The organism is Pseudomonas sp. Irchel s3b2 (assembly GCF_900187445.1).
Classification (GTDB): Bacteria; Pseudomonadota; Gammaproteobacteria; order Pseudomonadales; family Pseudomonadaceae; genus Aquipseudomonas.
In genome coordinates, this window is record NZ_FYEB01000006.1 from 46,914 (window position 1) to 72,801 (window position 25,888).

General features: G+C 59.5%; 22 protein-coding genes. 16 read left to right on the plus strand and 6 right to left on the minus strand.

What is annotated here, in order from left to right; translation table 11 throughout:
* Window positions 1-359: 359 nt before the first annotated feature.
* From CKW20_RS15540 to CKW20_RS15555, 4 genes are all read left to right on the plus strand, one after another.
* Window positions 360-965 carry an SCO family protein gene (locus CKW20_RS15540; protein WP_095053702.1) on the plus strand — a complete coding sequence of 202 codons (606 nt, stop codon included), beginning with the start codon at window positions 360-362 and terminating at the stop codon, window positions 963-965.
* A complete protein-coding gene (locus CKW20_RS15545; protein WP_095053703.1) occupies window positions 965-1,438 on the plus strand; it encodes a copper chaperone PCu(A)C in 474 nt (157 codons plus the stop codon). Before CKW20_RS15540 ends, CKW20_RS15545 begins: the two co-directional genes overlap by 1 nt.
* Before the next feature lie 138 nt (window positions 1,439-1,576).
* The gene (locus tag CKW20_RS15550; RefSeq protein WP_095053704.1) at window positions 1,577-2,560 is read left to right on the plus strand and encodes a TerC family protein; all 984 of its coding nucleotides are present in this window, start codon (window positions 1,577-1,579) and stop codon (window positions 2,558-2,560) included.
* A 182-nt stretch (window positions 2,561-2,742) separates the two neighbouring features.
* The gene (locus tag CKW20_RS15555) at window positions 2,743-3,687 is read left to right on the plus strand and encodes a bifunctional 5,10-methylenetetrahydrofolate dehydrogenase/5,10-methenyltetrahydrofolate cyclohydrolase (RefSeq protein ID WP_095053705.1); all 945 of its coding nucleotides are present in this window, start codon (window positions 2,743-2,745) and stop codon (window positions 3,685-3,687) included.
* 257 nt (window positions 3,688-3,944) lie between these two features.
* Here CKW20_RS15555 and CKW20_RS15560 read toward each other — a convergent pair whose 3' ends face one another.
* Entirely contained in the window at window positions 3,945-4,463 is a 519-nt protein-coding gene (locus CKW20_RS15560; RefSeq protein ID WP_095053706.1) for an SgcJ/EcaC family oxidoreductase, read from the minus strand.
* A 171-nt stretch (window positions 4,464-4,634) separates the two neighbouring features.
* On the opposite strand from CKW20_RS15560, the gene CKW20_RS15565 reads away from it, so the two are divergent.
* From CKW20_RS15565 to CKW20_RS15580, 4 genes are read left to right on the plus strand one after another with little or no spacing between them, the layout of a single operon-like run.
* Entirely contained in the window at window positions 4,635-5,819 is a 1,185-nt protein-coding gene (locus CKW20_RS15565; protein ID WP_095053707.1) for a sensor histidine kinase, read from the plus strand.
* Window positions 5,816-6,469 (plus strand): response regulator transcription factor, encoded by a 654-nt coding sequence (locus CKW20_RS15570; protein ID WP_095053708.1) that lies wholly within the window; start codon window positions 5,816-5,818, stop codon window positions 6,467-6,469. The genes CKW20_RS15565 and CKW20_RS15570 overlap by 4 nt, the downstream gene beginning before the upstream one ends.
* Complete coding sequence (locus CKW20_RS15575; RefSeq protein WP_095053709.1) at window positions 6,466-8,793, plus strand: ATP-binding protein; 2,328 nt, start codon at window positions 6,466-6,468, stop codon at window positions 8,791-8,793. Before CKW20_RS15570 ends, CKW20_RS15575 begins: the two co-directional genes overlap by 4 nt.
* On the plus strand, window positions 8,790-9,254 hold the full coding sequence (locus CKW20_RS15580; RefSeq protein ID WP_030128799.1) for a response regulator: 465 nt from the start codon (window positions 8,790-8,792) through the stop codon (window positions 9,252-9,254). Before CKW20_RS15575 ends, CKW20_RS15580 begins: the two co-directional genes overlap by 4 nt.
* Here CKW20_RS15580 and CKW20_RS15585 read toward each other — a convergent pair.
* The gene (locus tag CKW20_RS15585) at window positions 9,231-10,148 is read right to left on the minus strand and encodes an alpha/beta fold hydrolase (protein ID WP_095053710.1); all 918 of its coding nucleotides are present in this window, start codon (window positions 10,146-10,148) and stop codon (window positions 9,231-9,233) included. The genes CKW20_RS15580 and CKW20_RS15585 overlap by 24 nt on opposite strands.
* Before the next feature lie 285 nt (window positions 10,149-10,433).
* On the opposite strand from CKW20_RS15585, the gene CKW20_RS15590 reads away from it, so the two are divergent.
* Together CKW20_RS15590 and CKW20_RS15595 are read left to right on the plus strand one after the other, a co-directional pair.
* On the plus strand, window positions 10,434-11,114 hold the full coding sequence (locus CKW20_RS15590) for a glutathione S-transferase family protein (RefSeq protein WP_095053711.1): 681 nt from the start codon (window positions 10,434-10,436) through the stop codon (window positions 11,112-11,114).
* Window positions 11,115-11,335: 221 nt separating this feature from the next.
* Window positions 11,336-13,531 carry a TonB-dependent siderophore receptor gene (locus CKW20_RS15595; protein ID WP_095053712.1) on the plus strand — a complete coding sequence of 732 codons (2,196 nt, stop codon included), beginning with the start codon at window positions 11,336-11,338 and terminating at the stop codon, window positions 13,529-13,531.
* A 38-nt stretch (window positions 13,532-13,569) separates the two neighbouring features.
* On the opposite strand, the gene CKW20_RS15600 is transcribed toward CKW20_RS15595, so the two are convergent.
* Window positions 13,570-13,899 (minus strand): hypothetical protein, encoded by a 330-nt coding sequence (locus tag CKW20_RS15600; protein WP_095053713.1) that lies wholly within the window; start codon window positions 13,897-13,899, stop codon window positions 13,570-13,572.
* Between the two features lie 243 nt (window positions 13,900-14,142).
* Between CKW20_RS15600 and CKW20_RS15605 the strand changes: the two genes are divergently transcribed.
* Entirely contained in the window at window positions 14,143-15,567 is a 1,425-nt protein-coding gene (locus CKW20_RS15605; protein WP_095053714.1) for a homospermidine synthase, read from the plus strand.
* A 36-nt stretch (window positions 15,568-15,603) separates the two neighbouring features.
* Here the strand turns inward: CKW20_RS15605 and CKW20_RS15610 are convergent, their stop codons facing one another.
* Window positions 15,604-16,308, minus strand: coding sequence for a phosphoribosyltransferase (locus CKW20_RS15610; protein WP_095053715.1), 705 nt, complete (start codon window positions 16,306-16,308; stop codon window positions 15,604-15,606).
* 81 nt (window positions 16,309-16,389) lie between these two features.
* Window positions 16,390-17,277, minus strand: a complete 888-nt coding sequence (locus CKW20_RS15615; protein WP_095053716.1) for a universal stress protein — start codon at window positions 17,275-17,277, stop codon at window positions 16,390-16,392.
* A 1,424-nt stretch (window positions 17,278-18,701) separates the two neighbouring features.
* Here CKW20_RS15615 and CKW20_RS15625 point away from each other — a divergent pair.
* A complete protein-coding gene (locus CKW20_RS15625) occupies window positions 18,702-19,925 on the plus strand; it encodes a DUF3422 domain-containing protein (RefSeq protein WP_095053717.1) in 1,224 nt (407 codons plus the stop codon).
* A 75-nt stretch (window positions 19,926-20,000) separates the two neighbouring features.
* On the opposite strand, the gene CKW20_RS15630 is transcribed toward CKW20_RS15625, so the two are convergent.
* Window positions 20,001-22,088: a TonB-dependent siderophore receptor gene (locus CKW20_RS15630; protein WP_095053718.1), complete on the minus strand. Its 2,088-nt coding sequence runs from the start codon at window positions 22,086-22,088 to the stop codon at window positions 20,001-20,003.
* A 374-nt stretch (window positions 22,089-22,462) separates the two neighbouring features.
* Between CKW20_RS15630 and CKW20_RS15635 the strand changes: the two genes are divergently transcribed.
* The 4 genes from CKW20_RS15635 (at window position 22,463) to CKW20_RS15650 (ending at window position 25,498) form a co-directional block, all read left to right on the plus strand.
* On the plus strand, window positions 22,463-22,909 hold the full coding sequence (locus tag CKW20_RS15635; protein ID WP_095053719.1) for a DUF411 domain-containing protein: 447 nt from the start codon (window positions 22,463-22,465) through the stop codon (window positions 22,907-22,909).
* Entirely contained in the window at window positions 22,909-23,343 is a 435-nt protein-coding gene (locus CKW20_RS15640) for a YqaA family protein (protein WP_095053720.1), read from the plus strand. The genes CKW20_RS15635 and CKW20_RS15640 overlap by 1 nt, the downstream gene beginning before the upstream one ends.
* Window positions 23,344-23,486: 143 nt before the next feature.
* Complete coding sequence (locus tag CKW20_RS15645) at window positions 23,487-24,530, plus strand: alpha/beta fold hydrolase (protein ID WP_095053721.1); 1,044 nt, start codon at window positions 23,487-23,489, stop codon at window positions 24,528-24,530.
* Between the two features lie 14 nt (window positions 24,531-24,544).
* The gene (locus CKW20_RS15650) at window positions 24,545-25,498 is read left to right on the plus strand and encodes a D-2-hydroxyacid dehydrogenase family protein (protein WP_095053722.1); all 954 of its coding nucleotides are present in this window, start codon (window positions 24,545-24,547) and stop codon (window positions 25,496-25,498) included.
* The last annotated feature ends 390 nt before the right edge of the window (window positions 25,499-25,888 follow it).

A 25,888-nucleotide genomic window follows, 5' to 3' on the forward strand; every position in this document is an offset into this window, starting at 1 on the left:
TGTGCCAGACCTGACGCCTTCGCGGGCAAGCCTTAATGCCAGTCAGTTAAGCGTGATACTGAACCTGTGGCGAGGGTGCTTGCTCCCGTTGGATTGCGAAGCAGTCCCTTATTGGGGCCGCTGCGCGGCCCAGCGGGAGCAAGCTCCCTCGCCACAGGTTTCTCGGTGCTTGCTCTGGCTGTGTCCCTGCATGTGGCATTTGTACTTTCATGTATCCCGAGGCCGCGACCTTTTGGCGCATGCCGACTGGCCATCGATTGAGCGCCACAGGGCAACAGTTTGTTAACATCCGTGCGCTTTTTTTCGTCTGATTGATCAGCCACTGTAGATTCCCGTCGCTACACAGGATGCTTTTTTCCATGAGTACGTTGTATACCCGTCGCACGGTCCTGCAAGGCATGAGCCTGCTGAGCCTTGGCCTGCTCGCCGGCTGCGATGACAGCAGCAAGCTGTCGTTCAAGTACGGCAAGGACCTCAGCGACAAGATCATGGGACGTACCTTCAAGCTCAAGGACGCCCAGGGCGAGTATCGGATGCTCGGTAGCTACCGTGGCCTGATGCCGATGATCTTCTTCGGTTTCACCCAGTGCCCGGCGGTCTGCCCGACGACGCTGGCCCGTGCGGCGCAGGCGAAAAAACTGATGGGCCGCGATGGTGAGCGCCTGCAAGTGATCTTTATCACCCTGGACCCCGAGCGCGATACGCCGCATATGCTCGACGCTTACGTGAAGACGTTCGATCCGAGTTTCGAGGCGCTGTACGGCACGCTGGAAGAAACCGCCGCCACCGCCAAGGAGTTCGGCGTGTTTTATGAAAAGGCCCCGAGCGGTTCGACCTATACCCTCTCCCACACCGCGACCAGCTTCGTTTTCGACTCCCGAGGCAATTTGCGCCTGGGGCTGTCCGCGTCCCTTACCGCTCAAGAGTGCGCAGAAGACCTGCTCACCGTCATGGAGGTCTGCTGATGACTTCGTTCTGCGCACCACGTATTAAACAGCTGGCCTTGGCCCTTTCCCTGATCGGCACGGCCTGGCAGGTGTCCGCCCAACCCCAGGTAAACGACGCCTGGGTTCGCGCGACAGTGGCCGGCCAGCATTCGACCGGCGCCTTCATGACCCTGCAGGCCGACAGCGACAGCAAACTGCTCAGTGTGCAGTCGCCGGTAGCGAACACCGTGCAAGTTCACCAATCCAGCATGAAAGACGATGTGATGAGCATGAGCCAGGTCGAATCCGTCGCGCTGCCGGCCGGCAAACCGGTGAGTTTTGATCCCCATGGCTACCACATCATGTTGATGGACCTGACGGCCCAGGTTAAGGAAGGCGATAAAGTGCCCCTGATCCTGACCGTGGAAAACGCCAAGGGCGAGAAAGAGACGATCAAGGTTGACGCCGAGGCGCGGGCGCTCGGCATGCAGGATCACAGCAAGATGCATTGAGAGCTTTGCTGAGGATTTGTCAGCAACACTTCGTAAATTACGAATTGTCGGTGAAGAATAATCGATTTTTCTTCACCGCAGTCTCCCCGCTAGCATGAACTCGTCGGCTCCAGAACAAGTCCAGACAGGGAGAGCGACATGCAACCCATGAACATCGGTGAGCTTTGGATGTGGGTCGCCTTCATCTTCTTCATCATCGCCATGCTGGCCATGGATCTGTTTGTCTTCGGCGGGCGCAAAGCGCATCGGGTATCGGTGCGCGAGGCGTCGTGCTGGGTGATTGCCTGGTGCGCGCTGGCGCTGGCCTTCGCGGGATTGCTCTGGTGGTACTTGAATGGCGAGTTCGGGCGCGAGATCGCCCAGCGCAAAACGCTGGAATTTCTCACGGGTTATTTGATCGAGCAGTCGCTGTCGATCGACAACATGTTCGTCTTCGTGATGATTTTCGGCTACTTCGCCGTGCCGCCGGAGTTGCAGCGCCGGATGTTGCTGTACGGTGTGCTCGGGGCAATCGTGATGCGTGGGGCGATGATTCTCGCCGGCGTATGGCTGGTGTCGCAGTTCGCATGGCTGTTGTATGCGTTCGGTGTGTTCCTGATCATCACCGGGTTCAAGATGCTGGCATTCGCCCATCAGCGGCCTGACCTCGATAAAAACCCCTTATTGCGCTGGATACGCGGCCATCTGCGCGTCACCAATGGGTTTCATGGCGAGCGTTTTTTTGTGGTGCAAAACGGTCGGTACTGGGCGACGCCGATGTTTCTGGTGCTGGTGCTGATCGAGGCCAGTGACCTGATGTTTGCGGTCGACAGCATCCCGGCGATCTTCGCCGTCACCACCGATCCGTACATTGTGTTCACATCGAACATCTTCGCGATCATGGGCCTGCGGGCGCTGTACTTCCTGCTGGCCGACATGGCTGATCGCTTCCACCTGCTCAAATACGGTTTGGCGATCGTGCTGGTGTTCATCGGCGCCAAGATGACACTGATGCCGTGGTTTCACATGCCGGTTGAATGGTCGCTGACCGTTGTCGGCGGGATCATTCTGAGTTCGGTGCTGTTGAGCCTGATCATGAGTCGGAAAAAATCGTCTGAGAAAGATCGAATGCGATCCCTGTAGGGGCTGCGATGCGGCGTTCCGACTTGCCAGCGAAAACGGCCTCACGTCAGGCAGTGCCCATGAAATCGCCGTCGTCGGCAAGCCGGGCTCCTACGGGTTCGACGACATTCATGACATCCTGCCCATCTGCTGCGGGTGGTACAGGGTAGTCATCGACTGGTAACCTGCGCCCTGCTCTTTCAATGACGACGGTGACGCATTTGATCAGCAGTACCCCACCACTTGCCCGCGATATCGATGGCAAAGCCATTTCTGCCAAGGTCCTCGACGAGGTCCGGGAAGAGGTTCTGGCCCTGGCCGGCCAGCAGATCTATCCCGCCCTGGCGGTCGTGTTGGTCGGTGACGACCCGGCCAGCCACGTGTATGTGCGCAATAAACTGCTGCGCGCCAAGGAAGTCGGCATCCGCTCCCTTGAACACCGCCTGCCGGAAACCGCCAGCCAGGCCCAGGTTCTGGAACTGATTGCGCAACTCAATGCCGACGCCTCGGTGAACGGCATCCTGGTGCAACTGCCCTTGCCGAACGCTATCGATGAACAGGCGGTGATCCATGCCATCGATCCAATCAAGGACGTGGATGGTTTTCATCGGGAAAACGTCGGCGGGCTGGTGCAAGGCATGGAGGTATTGACCCCCTGCACGCCCAGCGGATGCATGCGCCTGCTGCACGAGACCTGCGGTGATGACTTGAGCGGCTTGCACGCGGTGGTCATCGGCCGTTCGAACATTGTCGGCAAACCGATGGCGACCTTGCTGTTGCGGGCCGACTGCTCGGTCAGCGTGGTGCACTCGCGCAGCGTCGATGCCCCGGCGTTGTGCCGGTTGGCGGATATCGTGGTCGCTGCAGTGGGTCGACCGGGGTTGATCGACGCCAGTTGGCTCAAGCCCGGCGCGGTGGTGATCGATGTCGGCATCAACCGCATCGCCGACGAGTCCGGCGACCGTCTGGTAGGCGATGTCGACTACGCCAGCGCTCGCACCGTCGCCCGTGCGATCACACCGGTTCCCGGTGGCGTTGGGCCGATGACTATTGCCTATCTGCTGAAAAACACCCTGATCGCCACCCAGTTGCAACGCGCCGCGCAGGCCCGCGGGCAGCAGCCTGTGGACGACCTGGCGTTGAATTGAGCACAACGCACACGGCCCACTTCAAGGTGGGCCGTGTCGGTAATGCCAAACCTGTGGGAGCGCTTCTGTGGCGAGGGGGCTTGCCCCCGTTGAGGTGCGAAGCGCCCCCGGCATTTCAAAGTTAAACCGCATCTACAGGGTTTACGACTGCTTCGCAGCCGAACGGGGCGATGCGGCGTTCCGACAAGCCCCCTCGCCACAGAAGCCCGCTCCTACATGGATTGTGACGGGCATTTGGACCGTGTCGATCAGGTCCGTTACTTCCCGGCGTGCAGTACTTGCGCCTGCGGCATCGCCGAAGAATGGTGGTTGAGAATCTTCCACTGCCCCCCAACCTGCTCATAGACGAAGGTGTAGCGCGCCTGCACCTGGCGGGTTTTGCCATCGGCCTCGGTCAGGAAAAAGGTGTAGACGCCGCTGTCCATGGCCACGTTAGCGCCCAATGGACGGATCTCACGGAAGTTGATCTGGCCCACCGGCTTGAGCGCCATGAAGTGATCGAAGTAGTCCTTGATCTGAGCCGGCGTGGTGCGCACCTGATTGGAAACCGTCGGCTGCAACACAGCGTTCGGCGCATACAGGTCGACCACGCTCTGAACATTGCCGCTCTTCAATGCGCTGTTCCAATGGTCGAACAGTGCGGCGATTTCGCGGTCCTTCACGTTAGCAGGCTGCTGCGCCACGCTGCTGTAAACGTAAGGCACAGCCTCTAAGGCTTGGGCCAACGGTGCGGTCAGGGCGAACAACAGGGCGATGGCCGAGGTCTTGAATTTCATTGCGCTATTCCAATGGTGGTCGATGGCCCTACTGTGCCGCTCGGAACGCCACCCGCCATCGGCCAACCGGAGTCATTTGCCTATGCCATTCGGCAGATGGCGCCCTGCCCTGTTAACAAGGTCTAATAACGCCCCTGCCCGAACGGGCGTGCCTGCGCCGGAACCAGTCCCATGCAAAACCCTGATCATGACCCCGGTAGCGCCCTGGCCATTCGCACCCAATATCGGCAGTCGCAAAGTCGCGCCGCGCGGCTGCGGTTGCTGGTGGATACCGGCCAGGAATTGACGCAACTGCCCCCGGAGGCGATGCGCCAACGCGTGCTGCAACGAGCTTGTGCCTTCCTGGCGATGGACCATGCGCTATTGCTGGAATGGAACGTGGATGCGCAAGTCAGAACCACCGCCAGTCACGGTAGCCGTGATCGTTTACACAGCCTCGAGCGCCTCGCCGATACCGCGATGCGCACTGCGCAATGGCAGGAGCAGCCGCATGCGGTCCTGCCCAACGTACTACGGGTGCCTTTGCGCGGCGGCGATGGCGCGGCCTTCGGTGCGTTGGTGCTGGCCAATAGTGTCAGCATCAGTGCGCCGGACACTGAGGACATCGAATCCCTGCAATTGCTCGCCACCCTGCTGGCCGCGCACTTGGAAAACCAGCGGTTGCTGGATGCCTTGGTTGCGCGTGAACGCACCATGTCCGATCTGGTGCATCGGCTGTTCAAGGCACAGGAAGACGAACGCAAACGCATGGCCTACGACCTGCACGACGGCCTGGCCCAAACCCTCGCCGGGTTGCATCAGCGCCTGCAAGGTTTTGCCGGTCGCTGCCCGCCACTGCCGGACGAACTCGGCGCGGACTTACAAACGATTCTTGCGTTAGCCCAGCATTGTGTCGGTGAAGGCCGACAACTGATCAGCGGCCTGCGCCCGACCGTGCTCGATGATTTTGGCTTGCTGAAGGCGGTCGACAAAGAAGCGGATCGCCTGCGCGACGCCGGAATCAAAGTGAACTGGAGCACGCGTTGCGAAGCACGCTTGCCCAGCCAGGTGGAGATCGCCCTGTTCCGGATTGCCCAGGAAGGCATCAACAACATTCTCAAGCACGCGCAGGCCAGCCACGTCGTCCTGACGCTGGAATTGCACGAAGGGCAAGCCTCGCTACGAGTGGACGATAACGGCAAAGGCTTTGCCATGGAACAACGGCTCGACACCTGCGGCACCCGGCATTTGGGGCTCGCCGCGATGCAAGAACGCGCGAGCCTGCTGGGCGGTGATTTCTCCTGCGTCAGCCATGCGCATGGCGGAACGCAACTGCGCGCCACCGTCCCTTCCGACCTCAATGGAACAGCTCAATGACTGAAGTTTTACGTCTGGTTCTGGCGGACGATCATGAGGTCACTCGTACCGGTTTCGTCGCGCTGCTGGCGGGCCATCCGCAGTTCGAAGTGGTTGGCCAGGCCCGCGATGGCCAGGAAGCGGTGGACGTGTGCGAGCGCCTGCTGCCCGACATCGTCATCCTCGACATTCGCATGCCCGTGCTCAACGGGCTGGGTGCGGCGCGAATTCTGCAGCAGCGCCTGCCGGCCCTGAAAGTGGTGATCTTCACCATGGACGACAGCCCGGATCACCTGGAAGCGGCGATGAACGCCGGCGCCGTGGGTTACCTGCTCAAAGACGCCAGCCGCGATGAAGTGATCAATGCCCTGCAACGCGTCGCCGCGGGCGAGGAAGCCCTCAATAGCGCGGTCAGCGCGCGTCTGCTGCGGCGCATGACCGAGCGCAACGCCAGTGGTGCCGCGCCTGCCGAAACCCTGACCGCCCGGGAACGCCAGGTCCTCGGGCTGGTGGCCGGCGGTTGCAGCAATCGTGAAATCGGCGAAGAACTCGGCATCACTACGGGCACAGCCAAGGCCCATGTGGAACGGGTTATCGGCAAACTCGGCGCCGCCGACCGAACCCAGGCCGCTGTCCGTGGCATCGCCCTGGGCCTGGTGAGCCAGTCATGAATGTTTCAAACGCTCGCCGTTGGGCCGATCTGCCGTTACGTGGCAAAGCCCTTGTGGTGATTTCCCTGCCGCTGGTGATTCTGTTGCTCTCGCTGGTGCTGATCTACACCACCGAACGCCAGACAGCTCGCGCGGAAGAGGACGTGCGCCGTGTGCTGCTGGTGCAAGGCGATATTCAGGCGGTACACACGCTACTCGCCGAGGCCGCCGCCAGCGTGCGCGGTTATCTGCTGACCCGCCGCGAGGATTTCCTGCCGGGTTATCGACAAGCCAAACCCTTGATCGAGTCGGCCCTGCGCCGGCTCGACAGTAATGTTCGCGACGTGCGGGTGCGCAAACATCTGGAAGCCATCACCCCACTGATTGACACCAAGGTCCAGGGCCTGGTTGAACTGCTCGATGATCGCAGCGCCACGCCCGAATCGATCACCACGATCCTGATCAACAACAAGCACATCCTCGACGAATTGCGCGAACGCATCAGCGCCATGCGCACTCTTGAAGACACGCTGCTGGCCGAGCGCACCGCAGCGGCCGCCTCGACTCGACAGCGTTTGTTGTTCTCCACCTTGCTGGCCGCGGCCTGCGGGCTGTTTGGCGCCATTGTGGCGGTGCTGTTTCTGTCCAAGGGCATCGTCGCCCGGGTCAAACAGGTCCAGGGCAACGCACAACGCCTGGCACTCGGTCAGCCGTTGTTGCCGCAACCGCCAGAGAATGATGAGATTGGTCAGTTGGGCACACGCCTGGTCGAGGCTGGGTTGCTGCTGGCAGAACGTGAACGGGCCTTGCGCGACAACGAAGAACGCTTGCGGCTGATCATTGACGGGGTGAAGGACTACGGTATTTTTGCCCTCGACACACAGGGCTTCGTCACCAGTTGGAATGCGGGCGCCGAACGGATCAAGGGTTACACCGAGCAAGAAATCGTCGGCCAGCATTTCTCGGTGTTTTATCTGTCGCAAGAGTGCCCGCAGCATCCAGAGATGGCGCTACGCGAGGCCACTCGCGATGGTCATTACATGGAAGAGGCCTGGCGTTGTCGCAAGGATGGCAGCCGCTTCTGGGCCAGCGTGGTGATTACTGCGCAATATGACAGCAGTGGCGCCCTGCGCGGGTTCTCCAAGATCACCCGCGACATCACCGACCGCCGTGCCGCCGAGATCGCGCTGAGCACCGCACGCGAAGAAGCCGAACGCGCCAGCCGCGCCAAAAGTGAATTCCTGTCGCGCATGAGCCACGAACTGCGTACCCCGCTCAACTCCATTCTCGGCTTCGCGCAACTGCTGGACATGGACTCGCCCAAGGGGCAGCGGGCGCAGATCGGTCACATCCTGCGGGCCGGACAACACCTGCTGACCCTGATCAACGAAGTGCTGGACATCGCCAAGATCGAAGCCGGGCGCCTGCCATTGAATGTCGAAGCGGTGCCCCTGGCGGTGGTGCTGCAAGAAGCCCTGACGCTGGTGTCCCCCATGGCTTGCGACGCGGGCGTTCGGCTGGTTGAACTGCCGATGCTGGCCGCCGACAGCGGGATCGTCGCCGATCGGCAACGTTTGGTTCAGGTGCTGCTGAATCTATTGTCCAACGCGATCAAATACAACCGACCCCAGGGTCAGGTGCACATCGAGGTCAATGTTCATCAACAACGAATTGCCGTGTCGGTCTGCGATACTGGCAAGGGCATTGCAGCCGATCGACTGGATCAACTGTTCAAGCCGTTCGAGCGCTTGGAGACCGATCCGAACGTGGAAGGCACCGGCCTGGGTCTGGCCTTGAGCAAGAGTCTGCTGGAAATGATGAATGGCAGCCTGACCGTCCGAAGCCAGCCCGGCGCAGGCTCCAGTTTCACCCTGGAGCTGCCCTTCGAGCGCTTGAAGCCAGCTGCCGAGCCACCTGTTGCACGAATCAGCCACCCAACCGTCGCTGCCGCCCTCACCGTTCCCGATTACCAGGGCAAAGTGCTGTGCATCGAAGACAATCTCTCCAGCCTGGCCCTGATCGAAACCCTGCTGCAACGGCGACCGCACATCCAATTGCTCTCAAGCATGCAGGGGCAGATGGGTTTGGACCTGGCCCGTCAACATGCACCGCAGCTGATTTTGCTGGATGTGGCGCTGCCGGACGTAGATGGCTTCAATGTTCTGCAACGCTTGCGCCAATCTTCTATCACCCGTGCCATTCCAGTGCTGATGATCACCGCCGATGCCAGCGACCTCACTCACCTGGCCTTGCTGGAAGCGGGAGCGACCGCCGTGCTGACCAAGCCGATTCACATTCCTTCCTTCCTCGCCCATCTTGACCAGCATCTACCGGAGCCCGCGTGAACACCGACCTGCGTATTCTGATCATCGACGACCAACGGCCCAACCTCGACTTGATGGAGCAATTGCTTGTCCGCGAAGGGCTGACCAACGTACTGAGCAGCACTCAGCCGCTGCGAACCCTGGACCTGTTCAACAGCTTCGAGCCTGACCTGGTGATTCTCGACCTGCACATGCCGGAGTTCGACGGCTTTGCCGTACTGGAACAACTCAACCGGCGCATCCCGGCCGGCGAATACCTGCCGATCCTCGTGCTCACCGCCGACGCCACCCGCGATACCCGGCTGCGCGCGCTGGCCCTGGGCGCCAAAGACTTCATCAGCAAGCCACTGGATGCCCTGGAAACCATGCTGCGGGTCTGGAACCTGCTCGAAACCCGCGCACTTTATAAAGCTTTGCGCACCTTGGTCCCGGCAGATCAGATCGAGTTGCTGCGTCAGTTAAAGCCGCACCCAGTTAGCTGACTGAAGGGGCGGAATCACTGACGCTTTGCTACTGAATGTCAGGTCACGGGGCTGGCTCGGTATTTTGGCGACCGGTTGCAGAAAGCCCAGCAAGGCCTGCTGGGTGTCATTCCAGGCCGTCGGGTGTTCCATATCAAGGAAGTGCCCGGCGTTTTTGATGGTCTGAAACTGAGCCTGACGGGAATGCGCTGCAAAAAGACGGGCGTCTTCCGCCGAGGTGTACTCATCCCGTTCGCCGTTGATAAACAGCACTGGAACTTCGATGGCATCGGCACAGGAAACGTAGCAGTGAGTGTCCTGGGTCAGCACCTCATTGACGTGAAAATGCATCTGCCGGTATTCGTGTTCGTCCAGGCTGCTGACATGGCGTTCATTGAAACGCTTGAACAGCGATGGCAAGTGCTTGCCGATGGTGCTGTTGATCAAGCGCCCGACATTTCGCCGGTCGCACGCGTGGAGAAAATGCCGGCCGCTCTCGAGATAATCGCGCATCGGCGTGTTGATTCGCGCGGCGAATGAACTGATTACCGCCTTTTCGATTCGCTGCGGCCGCTGCGCCAGTGCCAATAAGGTCGCCGCCCCGCCCCAGGAAAAGGACAACACATGCTGCGCGCGAAAGTGCTCGATCAACTCCAGCAGTATCGCGGCCTCGTCTTCCTTGCGGATCGGTTGGTCATGCTGGTTGTGTTGTTTCGATTGACCGGCGTAGGGCTGATCGTAGAGAACCACATTGAAGCGTGGCCGCAGGTAACGCACCGTTTGAGCAAAGGATGCGGTCGTTGCCAGTGAGCCGTTGACCAGAATAATGGTCTTGTCAGCGGTGGCGTTGAGATAATGCTCGGTATAAACCTTGTACTTCTTACCAATCTCGACGATCGCAGTTTTCAGCATCATGTCATTCTCTTCCTTGACAAATTGGACCAGGCACACAGCGTGGTTGACTCTCCGGCTTCCTTCGGACTCGCCTGACAGCACGAACCAGCGACAACGGTACAAGGGCGCTAAGATGAATACCATGACTAGTAAGTCACAACCAGACCAACGGTTCACAGTTAAGCAGGGATTTTTCCATCTGCAAGCCCGCAAGCTTGAAAGTGGCGACCCTGACGCTTCGCCGACGCGCCCTGTGGTTGTTTCATTGCCCGCCCCACCCCCTCATGCCAAACGAGGAGTTGAAAAATGTCGCTGACGCTTTACTACCATCCGCTGGCGTCGTTCTGCCACAAAGTACTCATCGCGCTCTACGAAAACGGGACCGAATTCGAGAGAAGGATCATCGATCTCGCGGACGCTGCCGACAGCGCAGAACTTCAGGCATTGTGGCCAATCGGAAAGTTCCCGATTCTTCGCGACCATGCTCAGCAATCTGATCTGCCTGAATCCAGCATCATCATCGAGTACCTGGATCGACGGTATCCAGGCACGCACAGGCTGGTTCCAGACGATTGGGAGATCGCGCTGGAAGTCCGGTTATGGGATCGGTTTTTCGACCATTATGTACAAGTGCCGATGCAACGGATTGTCAGCGATCGGCTACACGCGACCAACGGTGATCTGACCAGAGAGCGGTCTACGCTAGAGACGGCGTACGGCATGCTCGAGCGCCGCATGGCATCCAGAATCTGGGTGGCCAGCCCGGACTTCAGCATGGCCGATTGCGCCGCTGCCCCGGCACTTTTCTATGCCAGAACCGTCCTGCCGTTCCCCGACGATTACGGCCACTTGAACGCCTATTTCGACAGATTGGTACAGAGGCCGTCATTTCAGCGGGTAATCGACGAAGCCAAACCGTGGTTTTCGTTCTATCCGTTTGCGCAGGCCATCGAGCAACGGTTTCGCCAGGCGCCGGACAACGCATGACTGCATGCAGGTTCCCGGTGTAGGAGCTGGCTTGCCAGCGAAGACGGCCTCACGGCATACCGCATCGATGAAATCGCCTTCGCCGGCAAGCCGGGCTCCTACCGGGGCGGTGTCGTTCACGCGTCGCGCTGACACTTTCATTTCTCGATCGCTGCGACGATATCCTCTTGTATGATGCCCCGCTTCAACAGTGGGCCGCGAACAGTCGTCGAGGAATTTTCATGCATATGCTTTACCGGACCTCCCCCAAGGGAGTGGCCGCCCCGCGGTTCGCGCTCAATCCCCTGAACCTGAGCCTGGGCCTGCTGCTGTCCAGCGCCGTGCCTTCGGCCTGGTCCGCCGCGACCGAACTACCGGCGGTGACTGTCACCGGTGAAGACACCTCCGGTTATCAAGCCGAAAGCGCTTCAGTCGGTGGTTTCGAAGCGGCGCCATTGCTTGATACGCCGGCCTCGATTTCGGTAGTCAATGAAGCCTTGATCAAGGATCAGCAGGCCCGCCTGCTCAGCGAAGTGCTGCGCAACGACGCTTCGGTGGGTGAAAGCTACGCGCCGGTCGGCTACTACGAAAACTTCGTCGTGCGCGGTTTCTCCCTCAACTCCGCCAGCAGCTACAAAATCAACGGCCGCACCATCACCGGCGAGCAGAATGTCGGGCTGGAGAACAAACAGCAGGTGGAGTTGCTCAAGGGCCTTTCCGGTCTGCAAAGCGGTGTCAGCGAGCCCGGCGGGCTGGTCAATTACGTGACCAAGCGGCCTGCCGATGTGCGCTCGGTCACCGTCTCCACCGACGATCGCGGCAGCGGTTACCTGGCCACCGATGTCGGTGGCTGGTTCGGCAGCGAACAGCAGTTCGGCCTGCGCGCCAACCTGGCCCACGAAGACATCCATTCCTACGTCGAACACACCAATGGCCAGCGCGATTTCGCTTCGCTGGCCTTCGACTGGAACATCAGCCCCGATGCGCTGCTGCAACTGGATGCCGAGTACCAGACCAAAGAACAGCGCTCAGCACCGGGTTATCAATTGCTCGGCGGTTCCAGCCTGCCGCACCACGCCTCGCCGAAGAAACTGCTGGCACACCAGAGCGGTTCGAAGCCGGTCACCACCGATGCGCTGAACCTCAACGGTAATTTCGAATACCGCTTCAGCGACCAGTGGAAAGGCAGCTTCAGCGCCTCGCGTAGCCGGGTGGTGATCGATGACTACAGCTCGTTCGCCTGGGGCTGCTACGGCGCCGCCAGTTGCGCCGACGCGGCAGTGCCAAATTACTTCAGCCCCGAGGGCGACTACGACATATACGATTTCCGCAGCCCCGACGACACCCGTCGCAACGACGAGGTACAGGCTGCCCTCAGCGGCCGCTTCGAAACCGGCGGCCTGGGTCACGAACTGAGCGTCGGGACCAGCGCGTTCCGCCGCGTGGTGGATAAACGTGATGCCATCAACCAAATGATCGGCAGTGCCAACATCAACAGCGAGCCGGCTGATTTTGCCCGCTACGAAGGCCCCCTCAACGATTCCTACCGACGCCTGGACAGCCGTCAGTACGGGCTGTTCGTCAATGACCGGATCAGCTTCAACGAGCAATGGCAAACCGTGCTCGGCGGGCGCGAAGTGCGTCTGGATGAAGAGACCTTCGACAGCCAGGGCGACACCACCCGACACACCCAGCGCTACGTGTTCCTGCCCCAGGCCGCTCTGATCTACAAGCCGGTGCAGAACCTGTCGCTGTACACCCGCTACAGCAAGGGCCTGTCCCTGGGTGGCGAAGCAGCGTGGTTCACCACCAATGCCTTTGAAATCCTCGCGCCCACCGTGTCGCGGCAAATCGAGGTGGGCATCAAATACGACTGGCAGCGCATCAGCCTGGCTGCGGCGCTGTTCCAGATTCGTCAGGATTATCAGTACTCGCGACCGAATGACGACGGCACGTTCACGTTCACCCAACAGGGCGAACAGAAGAACACCGGGCTGGAGCTCTCGGCCAATGGTTGGGCCAGCCAGCGCCTGCAGATTAGCGCCAGTATCGCGGCAATCCGCGCGCGGGTCACCGACAGCGGCACGCCGGCTTATGAAGGCCACCAGGCGATCAACGTTCCGACCCTGCGCGCCAGCCTCTACGGCGACTATGCCCTACCCTGGTTCGACGGCCTGGCGCTACTCGGCGGGATGCAATACAGCGGTAGCAAGTACGCCAACCGCCAGGGCGAAGTGCAGACTGGCGCCTATGCCATCTTCAACATCGGCAGCCGCTACAGCACACGGATCGACGGTTACGACACGGTGTTCCGCCTGACCGTGGACAACCTGTTCGACAAACGCTACTGGCGTGACGCCGGTGAATACATGGGCGATGGCTACCTGTTCCAGGGCGCGCCACTGACTGCGCGACTGAGCGCCTCGATCAACTTCTGATCGTGCGCTCCGACCGTTTCAGTTGAGGAGCCCAGACCCTAGCGTCGGGCCAACTCATGCCGGATGCATTGCTCGTAATACGTTTGCTTGATACCAGCAGGCTTGAGGCGCGAGGGACTGTTATAGGTTTGTTCGGTAATCCCCATGGCCGTCATGCGCATCCACGGCCGGGGGAATTTTCGCGATTGCAGTTTCTTGCGTGCCCCGTAAAGCGTGAATCCGGAAAGCTTCGACGCTTGCGCGTCTGCGGCGATGTCCGAGCCCCAACTGCAGACGAAACGACTGTTCTTGCTCAGATCCTTGGCCTGAGCCTCAAACGAGACCACCGCCAGGACCAACGTTGCAGCCATCCATACCAAAGTCCGCATATCGCCAATGCCTAACCTTTTGAAAAGAAAGCGAGTTTGACAATGAAGCGGAGATCGGGGGGCCAGCAGTTTGCCTCATTTTCATGAGGTTTTTTTGGGCTCTCCATGAGCCTAATAGGTCCACTGTGAAATGTGCGAAAACTTTTTGAGTTTTAAGTGAGCGTTGCAGTCTCTAGTTGAGAGCGTCGTGGTTATCGACAGGCCATTGGCGGCAAACGCGCGGTCAGGCGGTGGAGGCAATCGATGTCAGACCTTGAGCATGTCATTCAGCCCTTTGATGCCAGGCTGGTGATGATCGGTTCTGGCTGTATCGGAAAAGGCGTACTCCCGCTGCTGTTGCGCCATCTTGAGCTTGAACCGCAGCGACTGTTGATCCTCAGTCCCGATGAAGATGGACGCTTACTCGCGCAGGAATTCGGCGTCACCCACAAAGCCGAGCAACTGGATCAGAACAATTACGAGGCGGTGCTGGACCCTCTTTTGAGCGCCGGCGACTTCCTGCTCAACCTCTCGGTAGGGGTATCCAGCCTGTCCCTTATTCAGTTCGCCCAGCGTAAAAGCGTGCTGTATCTGGACACCTGCATCGAACCATGGGAAGGCGGTTATACCGCCCCCGACAAATCCCTGTCCGAACGATCCAACTATGCATTGAGGGAAGCGGCGCTTCAGCTTCGGGGTGAAAGTGCGCAAGGTCTGCCCACCGCCATGTTGACCCACGGTGCCAATCCGGGGCTGGTGTCCCACTTGGTCAAGCAGGCACTAGTCAATCTCGCCCAGGATTTGGGTGACACAACGCCCCTGCCCGCGACTCGCGAAGGATGGGCGCAACTGGCCAGCCGACTGAACATCCGCTGCATCCACATTGCCGAGCGCGATTCGCAGTATTCATCGCAACACAAAATCGCCGATGAGTTCGTCAACACCTGGTCAGTGGACGGTTTCATCAGTGAAGGCAGCCAACCGGCGGAGCTGGGTTGGGGCAGCCATGAGAAAGCGCTTCCCGAGGATGGCTATTACCACGCCTTCGGATGCCAGGCCGGGATCTATTTGCAACGCCCCGGTGCCTCCATGCGGGTTCGTACCTGGACACCCTCGACGGGGCCAACCCATGGGCTGCTTGTGACCCACAACGAAGCGCTGTCGATTGCCGACTACCTGACCCTTGGCCAGGGTCGGCAGCCGATTTATCGGCCGACCGTCCACTACGCTTATCGGCCCTGTGACGATGCCCTGCTATCGATGTATGAACTCGCCGAGCGCAACTGGAAGCCCCAGAGCGGCCAGCGCTTGCTTGATGACGAAATTCTTGGCGGCAATGACGAACTCGGCGTGCTGCTGATGGGGCATGCCAGAAACAGTTATTGGTATGGCTCACGCTTATCGATCCAGCAAGCCCGGGCGCTGTGCCCCCATAACAGCGCCACCAGCCTGCAAGTGACGGCGGGAGTGCTGGCCGGTGTGATCTGGGCTATTCGCAATCCTCAACGCGGCATCGTCGAACCGGATGAGTTGCCCTTCAGGGAGATTCTGCAGATCTGCATGCCCTACCTGGGCAATGTAGAAGGCATTTATTCCGACTGGACGCCGCTTACCGGACGTCACTCACTGATGCCTGAGCAGACCGATGAATCCGATCCATGGCAATTCGTGAACGTCAGGATTACTTGAAGGCCTGACGTGGTTTATTCCACGCCAGGCAACGGCTCAAATACCGGAACCGTTCTGAAATGAGTCGCCCGAACCGGACTCTCTCTGCCAGGCCCGGTGCAGAAGATCGATGACTTCTTCGTCGGATGTCTGCGAAAAATCCGTGTACCAATGGCCGATCGAAATCAGCCAATCGGGGATCAGCGGGCAAATCAGCTCATCCACTTCGTCGCGCAGCGCTTCTGCCGTCTCTAGAGGTGCCACCGGCACGGCAACGACGATGCGAGACGGCGCTTGCAGGCGCACAGCCTGTATCGCGGCCATCATCGTGGCACCTGTCGCCAGGCCATCATCGATCAGGATCACCACCTGATCCTTGAGCGCCACAGGTGCGCGCGATGCACGGTATACCCGCTCGCGACGCAACAACTCCTGCGTTTCCCTTGCAACCACGCCATCGAGCGTGCGTTGATCGATACCATTCGCCCGCAACGCATCGTCATTGACGATTTGTATGCCGCCACTGGCAATCGCGCCCATGGCGAACTCCTGATGGGATGGCACCCCCAGTTTGCGCACCAGCATCAGGTCCAGGCGAACCTCCAGGGCCGTGGCCACTTCATAGGCAACCGGAACGCCGCCACGGGGTAAGGCGAGGACGATGACATCGGCTTTTTTTGCGTATTTAAGCAATGGCTCCACCAGGCTTCGGCCGGCATCAACCCGGTCATGCAAGATGGTTTGCAATGAAGGACTAGTCATTTGAAAACCTCCCTGGGGCGGGAGCCCCAAAAACGGGCGTTCGTTTGACGGCGGCCATCATTCCAATAGGGACGTCCGCCCTTAGACCGCCAGAATGCTGCAAGGCACCTGATACAGAATATGTTCGGTTGTGCTGCCAAGCAGCCGCTCCAGGCCACGGTATTGAGCTCTGCCCATCACGATCACATCCATTTGATGCTCGTGGGCGAACTCACTCAGCACCGCGACAGGGTGCCCCATGATGAAATGCCGACACTCAGAGGGCACACCGAACCGAGCGGCCAGTTTTAGAAAGGACTTTTCCAGGTCAGCGCGCAACTCCCTGGTCAGCTCTGCGAGCGTCAGACCGCCGCCCAGATCCGCCAGAAAAGCCGCCGAAATGTCACACGCGTACAGCAGATGCAACTCGGCATTGCACTGCAGCGCCAGGCTGGAAGCCTGCAGGATGATCCGGTCATTGAGTTCATTGTTCGAAGGCTCGGTGTCTGACACATCAACCGCGGCCACCACCTTCTGCGGCAAGGCATGGCACTCACCTCCCACCAGATAAACCGGGACCGGACAATGGCGCAACAAACGCCAATCCAGCGGCGTGAAGAACGCGCGCTTGAGCACGGGTTCATGCTGCACTTGCTTGATCAACAGATCGGGCTGCATTTGCGTGACATGGTCAAGGATGTCCTGACGCATGTTATCGGCCCATGCAACTTCGGTTGTCACCTCGATCCCCCGGCCCTGCATCTTTACCGCTTGTTCGTCGAGCCAATCGCGGTGTTCCTGCAGGTAGGTCGCCCGGGCCATTTTGCGGTCGCCTTCTTCGAGCAACGACAGAATATTCAACGAGGGAATCAAGCCGGCAATGTGCAAGCTCGCCCCGCTGGCCTTGGCCAGGGCGGCGCCATGGTTTATCGCAGGAGAATGGCGCAGCAGCGGGTTGATGATCAGTAATAACCGTTGATACTGGCTCATGATTGACTCCAGACAGGTTGATCCTTGATGTCGGCTCGAGAATCCAGCATCAGGCCCAGACTCCTCCCCTAAAGTCTTTTGGGCCTTGATTTATATCAATTCCTTGAATGAGGTATTGAAGGGGCCACTTGAAAAGAATAGTTCACAACGGTGCTGTGCAACTCGTACCGGACTCATCCGCGATAGCCGCTCGCCTGAAAATCGGCGATCTGCTGGCCGCACCTCGCCCACCGGTCGAGGGCTGCACACCGACGAAGATGTCGCCACTCTGTACGGCGGCGTTAAGGAGTACGTGAACCCAGTCGGTTAAACGCATTCCCTGTGGGAGCGGGCTTGCCCTAATGCCAGTCAGTTAAGCGAAATTCCTGTAGGAGCGGGCTTGCCCGCGAAGGCGGCGGTACAGTCAATACCGCTTTCGCGAGCAAGCTCGCTCCTCCAGGGTTCCGTGTCTTAACTGACTGGCATTAGGGCTTGCCCGCGATGAGCATGGGTATCTACACATCTTCCCGATTTTGATGGTGTACATATTCGTTTCTGCGGTAACGGCTGCTGGCGGTTTCGCTTTTACAGCGAGTCACTTTCGAAAAGCCTGCGCGGCCCGGCGGAAAGTAACCAAAGCGCTTCTGCCCCTGTCGTTCGGTGCCTCGCCCAGGCTCGGCATGCCCTCGCTCCGGTCCTGCTCCGCGGGCCCGCCGCGATCGGCCATCCATGGCCGTGCGCGGCTAACCCGGCATCCATGCCGGGTTGCCCACTACGCAGAACCTCCACTCGGCCTCTCGAGGGGGCGGTGCATCAAGATCAACAGCTGCAGGCGAGCTAACGCTCGGCCTGTTGAGTGGTGAGAAGCGCAGTCGTATGCCGATCTATTGTGGGAGCAAGCCTGCTCGCGAAGCTGTTGATCTTGTCGTTGCCGTTGCCGTTGCCGTTGCTTTGGCTTTTGATCTGCTTGCCCCTTTCCCAGAGGCCGAACGCAGGTATTGCGTAGGGGGCACCGCGGCAAGGATGCCGCGGTAGCCGCCCACGGCCATGGATGGCCGATCGCGGCGGGCCCCCGGAGCAATGCCGGAGTGAGGGTATGCCGAGCCTGGGCGAGGCACCGAATGGCGGGGCAAGAGCCCTTGGTTACTTGGGGCTTTTCCAAGTGACCCGCCGTCAGGGCGGAACCCTAAGCGGCCGTTACCGCAGAAACGGATATGTACTCCGAAAACACCAAGGCCCGGCAGTGAATCTCTGTAGCCCAAAGATGTGTAGATACCCATGCCGCGATGAGGGAGTGTCAGTAGACATTAATGTTGCCTGATACTCCACCTTCGCGGGTTCCGTGGTTGGCTGACTGGTATTGGGTAATCACCAGGTTTTGTTTGTGACTCGGAAAATCGTCACCCAGTCCCAAGAACAAACAACTCCAACATGGCCCAAACAGCATGCACCCGCAAAGACTGCCCCTGCACAACGAGTTGCACGCGCGCCCTTCTCTGTATTTCGACGAGCCCGCCCACGTCTTTCATCTGGCGTTTCTGGCCAATGACGGGCAATGCGACACCCTGCTGAGTCGCTGCTGCCCCGACCCCGTCGACCCGGATGCGGCCCAGGGCATCACCGAGCTGGAGGGCCATGCCTTGAAGTGGGAAAGGCACGCGGAGTTCCTGACGCTGACGCTGGTGGTGCCCTCCTCCAGTCACGAGCCATGCTGGAGCCCGCCCCCCAAAGCCTTGATGGAGCGGGTCGAGCCCTTCATGCAGCATGTGATCAACGCGGTGCAGATTGTGGTCCGCACCGATGCGTCCTTTTCCGGCGACCTGTCAGTTTATGGATTCAAAGACCCTTGCGGCTCTTGCATCGGCGGTGGCGATGCGACGGTCTGGAGCGATTTTCGCTTGAGCGCCGACGGCACCAACCGTTTCCTGTTTGTTAACAAGCGTCTGAATGCGTATCGCCAGGGACGAATGATCCGCCGCCTGCTGGAAATCGAAACCTACCGAATGATGGCTTCACTTTCACTGACCACCGCAAAAGCTTTGAGCACTCAGCTCAATGTCTTCGACAAGACCCTGGTAAACCTCTCGGAACGTAACGCCGGCCCCGATACCGGCAATGCCAAAGCGTTGCTGACCGACATCGCCAACCTGTCTGCGCAAGTGGTGAGCAGCAGCGCAAAAACCCGACACCGTTTCAGCGCCACCCAAGCGTATGCACAGCTGGTTTTCGAACGATTGGGCGAACTGCGCGAAAGCCATGTAGGTGATTGCCAGCGACTGGGTATCTTCATCGAAAGACGCTTCAAACCCACCGTCAGATACTGCACGGTCACCGAACAACGCCTGGAGCAACTGGCCGAAAGCGTGGCCAACCTCGGCGACTTGTTGCAGGCCCGTGTCCAGGTGGAAATGGAAGAGCAGAACTCGGAAATTCTGAAGAGCCTGAACGCCCGCGCCGATACTCAAATCAAAATTCAGCGCGCGGTCGAAGGCTTGTCGATTATCGCCATCACCTATTACTTGTTGAGCCTGTTCAAGCTGTTCTACTCGGGATTGCATGTCATGGGCGCGGACATTTCCGCGAGAGACGCCCTGCTGGCCATGACCCCGATCGCGCTCTGCGTCCTGCTGTTTATTTTGATCAGGATCAGGAAAGCCAAAGAACATTGACCTACCGTAAGCATGACCGCCGCCCCGCTCCACCGGCTACATGGCAGAACGGGGCCGCGCGTCAAGGCAGTGCGATCAGAACGTCACACTGGCACTGAGGCGTGCTGTGCGCGGCTCGCCGACATTGACCGCCAGTTGGCTGCCGGTGGAGGACGGGTAGTACTGTTTGTCGAACAGGTTGTCGACATTGAATTGCAGCGAAGTCTTGTACCCGAACAGCGGCGACTCCCAACGCACGAAGGCATCGGCCACGGTGTAGCTGCTCAGCCAGAAATCGTTGGCGTTGTTGGCGGCGCGCTCGCCGATGTAACGCGCACCGGCACCGGTGTGCCAGGCCCCGAACTCCGTGGGGACGTTCAGGTGATGCGTGAGGTACAGGCTCGCGGTGTGCTTCGGTGCATTGGCGAGGCGATGACCTTCGTCATCCGGGTCGTCGAGGATTTCCGTGTGGGTATAAGCGTAGGTGCCGATCAGGTCCCAGCGCTCGGCCACACGCCCGGTGATGTCCAATTCCAGGCCCTGTGAGCCGACCTTGCCCGCCGCTTCCGAGAGGCTGACGCCACCGACCGTCTGGCTGGTCACGACGTTTTTCTTGACGATGTCGAACAGCGCGAGGTTGATGTTCAGCCCCGGCAGCGGGTCGTACTTGGCGCCGACCTCATAGCTGCGACCCTCCTCCGGATCGAACGTGTGGCCGGCATCGTCGACATCGGTATTAGGCTTGAACGAACGGCTGTAGTTGCCGTACAGCGACAAGGTCTCGGTGGCTTTGTAGACCAGGCCCAAAAACGGCACGAAGGCATCGCCGTTATCGTCACGGTTGACCTTGTAGCTGCTGCCGCGCCCCTGATCGCCGTACTGATCGTAATGCTGCTGGCGACCGCCGAGGACCAGAATCCAGCGTTCGTCGAGGTGCCAGTTATCCTTGAAATACACGGAGCTGGAGGTCAGTTGATTGCTCAGATCGCTGTCTTTAGCGCTGACAAGGCTCGGCTCGGCCAGACGACCATAAACCGGCGACGTGATGTCGAAGCCTGACCGCGCGGCATTACGGTAGGTTTTGCCACGGAATTGATCAGACACTTCAGTGTCCGCACCGACCAGCAAATCGTGGCGCTGGCCGAACAGTTCCTGCTGGCCGATGAAGTCCCAGCTGGCGTAGCGAGTTTCATCGTCGTAATGAGCGCCGTTGGCGGCACGTCGCAGATTGTTGCCAGTCAACGAACTCGGCTGGGCAATCGAGAGGCTGTAGCGGTCGTTGTTCCAGCCGTAGGTGACGCGGGTTTTCCAATCGTCACTCAGCTGATACTCGAAACGCGCGTTGACCGTTTCACGGATGCCGACACTTTTGGCCCACTTTTCGTCCAGGCGCTTGTCGTAATCGATGTCCGCCGGATGACCGTTGGTGAACACGGTGCCGCGGTCGAAGGGATTGGAGTATTCGTTGTATTCGTAGCTCAGCGTCAAGCTGGCGCGGTCGCCGGTCCAGGTCAGCGATGGCGCGACCAGGGTGCTCTCACTCACGCCGTAGTTGCGCCAGTAATCCTCATGGCCGCGTTCAGCAATCAGGCGGTAGGCCAGGCCCGTATCTCCCAGCGGCCCGGTGGTGTCCACCGCCAGGGTGCCGCCGCCTTCGCTATAGGCCGAGCCGCTCAGGGTGGTGCTCTGGGTGTACTCAGGCTTCTTGCTGATCACGTTGATCAATCCGCCGGGCTCCAACGCGCCATACAACATCGAAGCAGGCCCTTTGAGCACTTCGATACGCTCCGTCGTGGCGCTGAAGTTGCGCCCCAGATTGGAGCGCACGCCATCGCGCAGGATCGAGCCGTCATCGTTGGTGCCGAAACCGCGCTTGACCAGCGAGTCTCGCGAGCCGCCCAAGGTATTGCCCTGACTGACACCGCTGACAAACTTCATGGCGTCGTCCAGCGAGCGCACCTGATAGTCGGCCAGGGTTTGCTGGGTGACAACATTGACCGACTGCGCCTCTTCCTTGATCGGCACATTACTTTTACTCGCCGTGCTGGCTTGGGAGGTGGTGTAGCTTGTGTCTTGGCTGACGCGGCTCGCCTGGATATCCGTGGTCGGCAGTTCGATGGGTTCCTGTGCCCATAATGGACCGGCAAACATGACGCAGGACAAGGTTGGCAACGCATTTTTCATGAAGACTTTGCGGCGGGCAAAGGGATGGGGATGGCTCAAAACGTCGCACTCAATGAGTTAATAACAATGATTCTCATTGTATGATGCGAGATATTTCCAGTAAATACCCTATTAACTAACGAGTTATTAATCCGCCCACTGGCTGCACTCTGTGCATGATTGCCCGCAAGTGCGCCACCAGTTCTCCAACCAGACCGCCTTCGCGGGCAAGCCACGCTCTCACAGGTTCCGCAGCTTAACTGACTGGCATTGGGGCAAGCCCACTCCCACAAGGGGTTACTCACGGCTGTATTACCCGGAAACAATCTCGTATCTCCTCTCGGTAGAATAGGGTCAAAATGCATCTTTTTGGCCACAACCCGAGACGAGATCCCATGCGAACCTACCTGCGTCTGGCCGCCCTGAGCGCCCTTTTCATCTCTTCCCTGGCCCAGGCCGCCGACCTGATTCCCATCGAAGTTCACCGCGACGCCAATTGCGGCTGCTGCAAAAAATGGGTCAGTCATCTGGAAGCCAACGGTTTCAAGGTCGAAGACCATGTCGAAGCCGACATGAGCCAATTCAAGCAACAACACGGCGTGCCACCGCGCCTCGCGTCGTGTCACACCGGCCTTATCAATGGAAAATTCGTCGAAGGCCATGTGCCAGCCGATCAAGTACTGGCCTTGAGCAAGCGTAACGATCTGTTGGGGGTTGCCGCCCCCGGCATGCCCATGGGCTCGCCCGGCATGGAAATGGACGGCATGAGCGATGCCTACCAAGTGATCGGCCTGAAGAAGGACGGCACTGATGTAGTGGTAGCGGACTACCCCGCCCATTGATGTTCGGCGCCTACATCGGGCTGTTTCTCGCCGCATTCGGTGCCGCGACGCTGCTGCCACTGCAATCCGAAGCGGTGCTGGTGGGGTTGTTGCTCAGCGGCCAGTATTGGCTCTGGTCGCTGCTGGCGGTCGCAACGCTGGGCAATGTGTTGGGCTCGCTGCTGAACTGGTGGCTGGGGCGCGGCATCGAGCGGTTTCGCGACCGGCGCTGGTTTCCGGTCAGCCCTCGCCATCTCGAGCAAGCCCAAAAGCACTATCAGCGTTACGGCCATTGGTCGTTGCTACTGAGCTGGGTGCCCATCATTGGCGACCCACTGACGCTGGTGGCTGGCGTCATGCGCGAACCGCTGGGACGTTTCCTGGTGATCGTGACGCTCGCCAAGGGCGCCCGCTACGGTGTGCTGGCCCTGGCTACGCTGGGCTGGATGGGTTGAACGATCATGCAGGGGCATGGCTGCGACAAAGAATGCGCGCTGCTGAAATCGCTTGACTGACCGGTATTACGGTCGTGACCTATGTTTAATGTCACCCTAATCATGCCGATCCAGCATCGGCAGATTTCCTGTGGAGCTCACCCATGTCGCGCATTTTATCCTGTTGGTTACCGGGTCTGCTGCTGACGGCGGCACTACCGGTTCTCGCCCAAGCCCAAGACCAGCCCCAGGCCGAAACGCCGGAGTACGGCCCGCAACTTCAGGGCTTCGAGTATCCCTACACGGTCAAGCACTTCGCTTTTGAGTCCCAGGGCAAATCCCTGCAGATGGGTTACATGGACATTGCCGCCCAAGGCAAGGTCAATGGACGCAGCGTGGTGCTGATGCATGGCAAGAATTTCTGCGCAGCCACCTGGGACAGTTCGATCAAGGCGCTGAGCGAGGCCGGTTACCGGGTCATCGCGCCGGACCAGATCGGCTTTTGCACCTCCAGCAAACCGGACCACTATCAATACAGTTTCCAGCAACTGGCCACCAACACCCAGCAATTGCTCAAAGCCCTCGGCATCCAGAAGGCCACTCTGCTCGGTCACTCTACCGGCGGCATGCTCGCCACCCGCTACGCGCTGCAATACTCCGATCAAGTCGAACAACTGGCGCTGGTCAATCCCATCGGCCTGGAAGACTGGAAAGCCCTCGGCGTGCCCTACCGCACGGTTGATCAATGGTTTGAGCGAGAGCTGAAAGTGACCGCGCAAGGTATTCACGACTACCAACGCACCACCTATTACGATGGTCGCTGGAAACCCGAGTTTGACCGCTGGGTGAACATGTATGCAGGCCTGGCCAAAGGGTCAGGTAAAACAGTGGTGGCTTGGAACTCGGCGCTGATTTACGACATGATCTTCAGCCAACCGGTGTACTACGAGTTCAAAGACCTGAAAGTGCCGACCCTGCTGCTGATCGGCACCTCCGACACCACGGCGATCAACAAGGACATCGCACCGCCCGAGGTCAAGGCGAAAATAGGTCATTACGACGTACTCGGCAAACAAGTGGCGAAACTGATTCCACAGTCGACGCTGATTGAATTTCCGGGGCTTGGCCACGCGCCGCAAATGGAGGAACCGGCGAAATTCCATCAGGCATTGCTCGACTGGCTGAACAAAACCAATCCCGTTCGTTGATGAGGTAAGGCTGAATGACGGTGCAGATTGCGGTGATCGATGACTGGCAGGACGTGGCTCGCGACGTGGTGGACTGGTCGGTGCTGGACAGCATTGGCCAGGTGAGTTTTATCCATGACTACCCTGCCGACAACGAAACCCTGGCCGAACGGCTCGGCGCATTCGAGGTGATCTGCGTGATGCGTGAGCGCACCCGGTTCGACGAAGACCTGCTGCGCCGCTTGCCCGCACTCAAACTACTGGTCACCGGTGGCATGCGCAATGCTGCCCTGGATTTGAAAGCCGCCGCCGCGCTGGGTATCCAGGTGTGCGGCACCGACAGCTACAAGCATGCCGCGCCGGAACTGACCTGGGCGCTGATCATGGCCGCGACCCGCAACCTGGTGGCCGAAGCCAATGCCTTGCGCGCAGGTTTTTGGCAACAAGGGCTGGGCGGCGACCTGCAGGGCAAGACCTTGGCAATTCTCGGTCTGGGCAGCATCGGTCAACGGGTCGCCCGGTTCGGTCAGGTGTTCGGCATGCGGGTGATTGCCTGGAGCGAAAACCTGACCGCCGAACGGGCTGCCGACGCCGACGTCACCTATGTCAGCAAGCAAGAACTGTTCGAGCAGGCCGATGTGTTGTCGATCCATCTGGTGCTCAGCGAGCGCAGCCGAGGGCTGGTGGACGCTCAGGCACTGGACTGGATGAAACCCACCGCATGGCTGGTCAATACCGCTCGGGGGCCGATTGTCGATGAGTCAGCGTTGATCAAGGCACTTCAGAAACAACGCCTGGCGGGTGCTGCACTGGATGTGTTCGAGCACGAGCCGTTGCCCCGCCATCATCCCTTCAGAACGCTGGACAACGTACTGGCCACGCCTCATGTCGGGTATGTCAGTCGGCAGAACTACCAGCTGTTTTTTTCGCAGATGATTGAGGACATTCAGGCCTGGGCGGCTGGGGAGCCGGTTCGGATTCTGAGCTAAGACCGCGTTATCGTTCTTCGCGGGCAAGCCTCGCTCCTACAGATTCGCGTGATTCGCGTGATTCGCACGATTCGCATGATACCTGTAGGAGCGAGGCTTGCCCGCGAAGAGGCCCTCAAACCCACCCTATCTCCCTAAACCCAACGCACTACAACGGTGCAAATACATTTCCAGCGTGCCCACATCCGTGACTTCCCGGTCCCGATTTGACCCACACCCGAAAACGAACCTGCCCTTCGTCGGTGCAATCTTTCCCGCAAAGCCTCATGTTTGTAGGCTCCACCCAACCGATTGTCGAACAATTTACCCGCTTGACCGCCCCCGCTCTAAGTTCTGACCTAGACTGATTTTCGCGGAGTAAAACCGGCCGGTCATTCGGTGAAAATAATC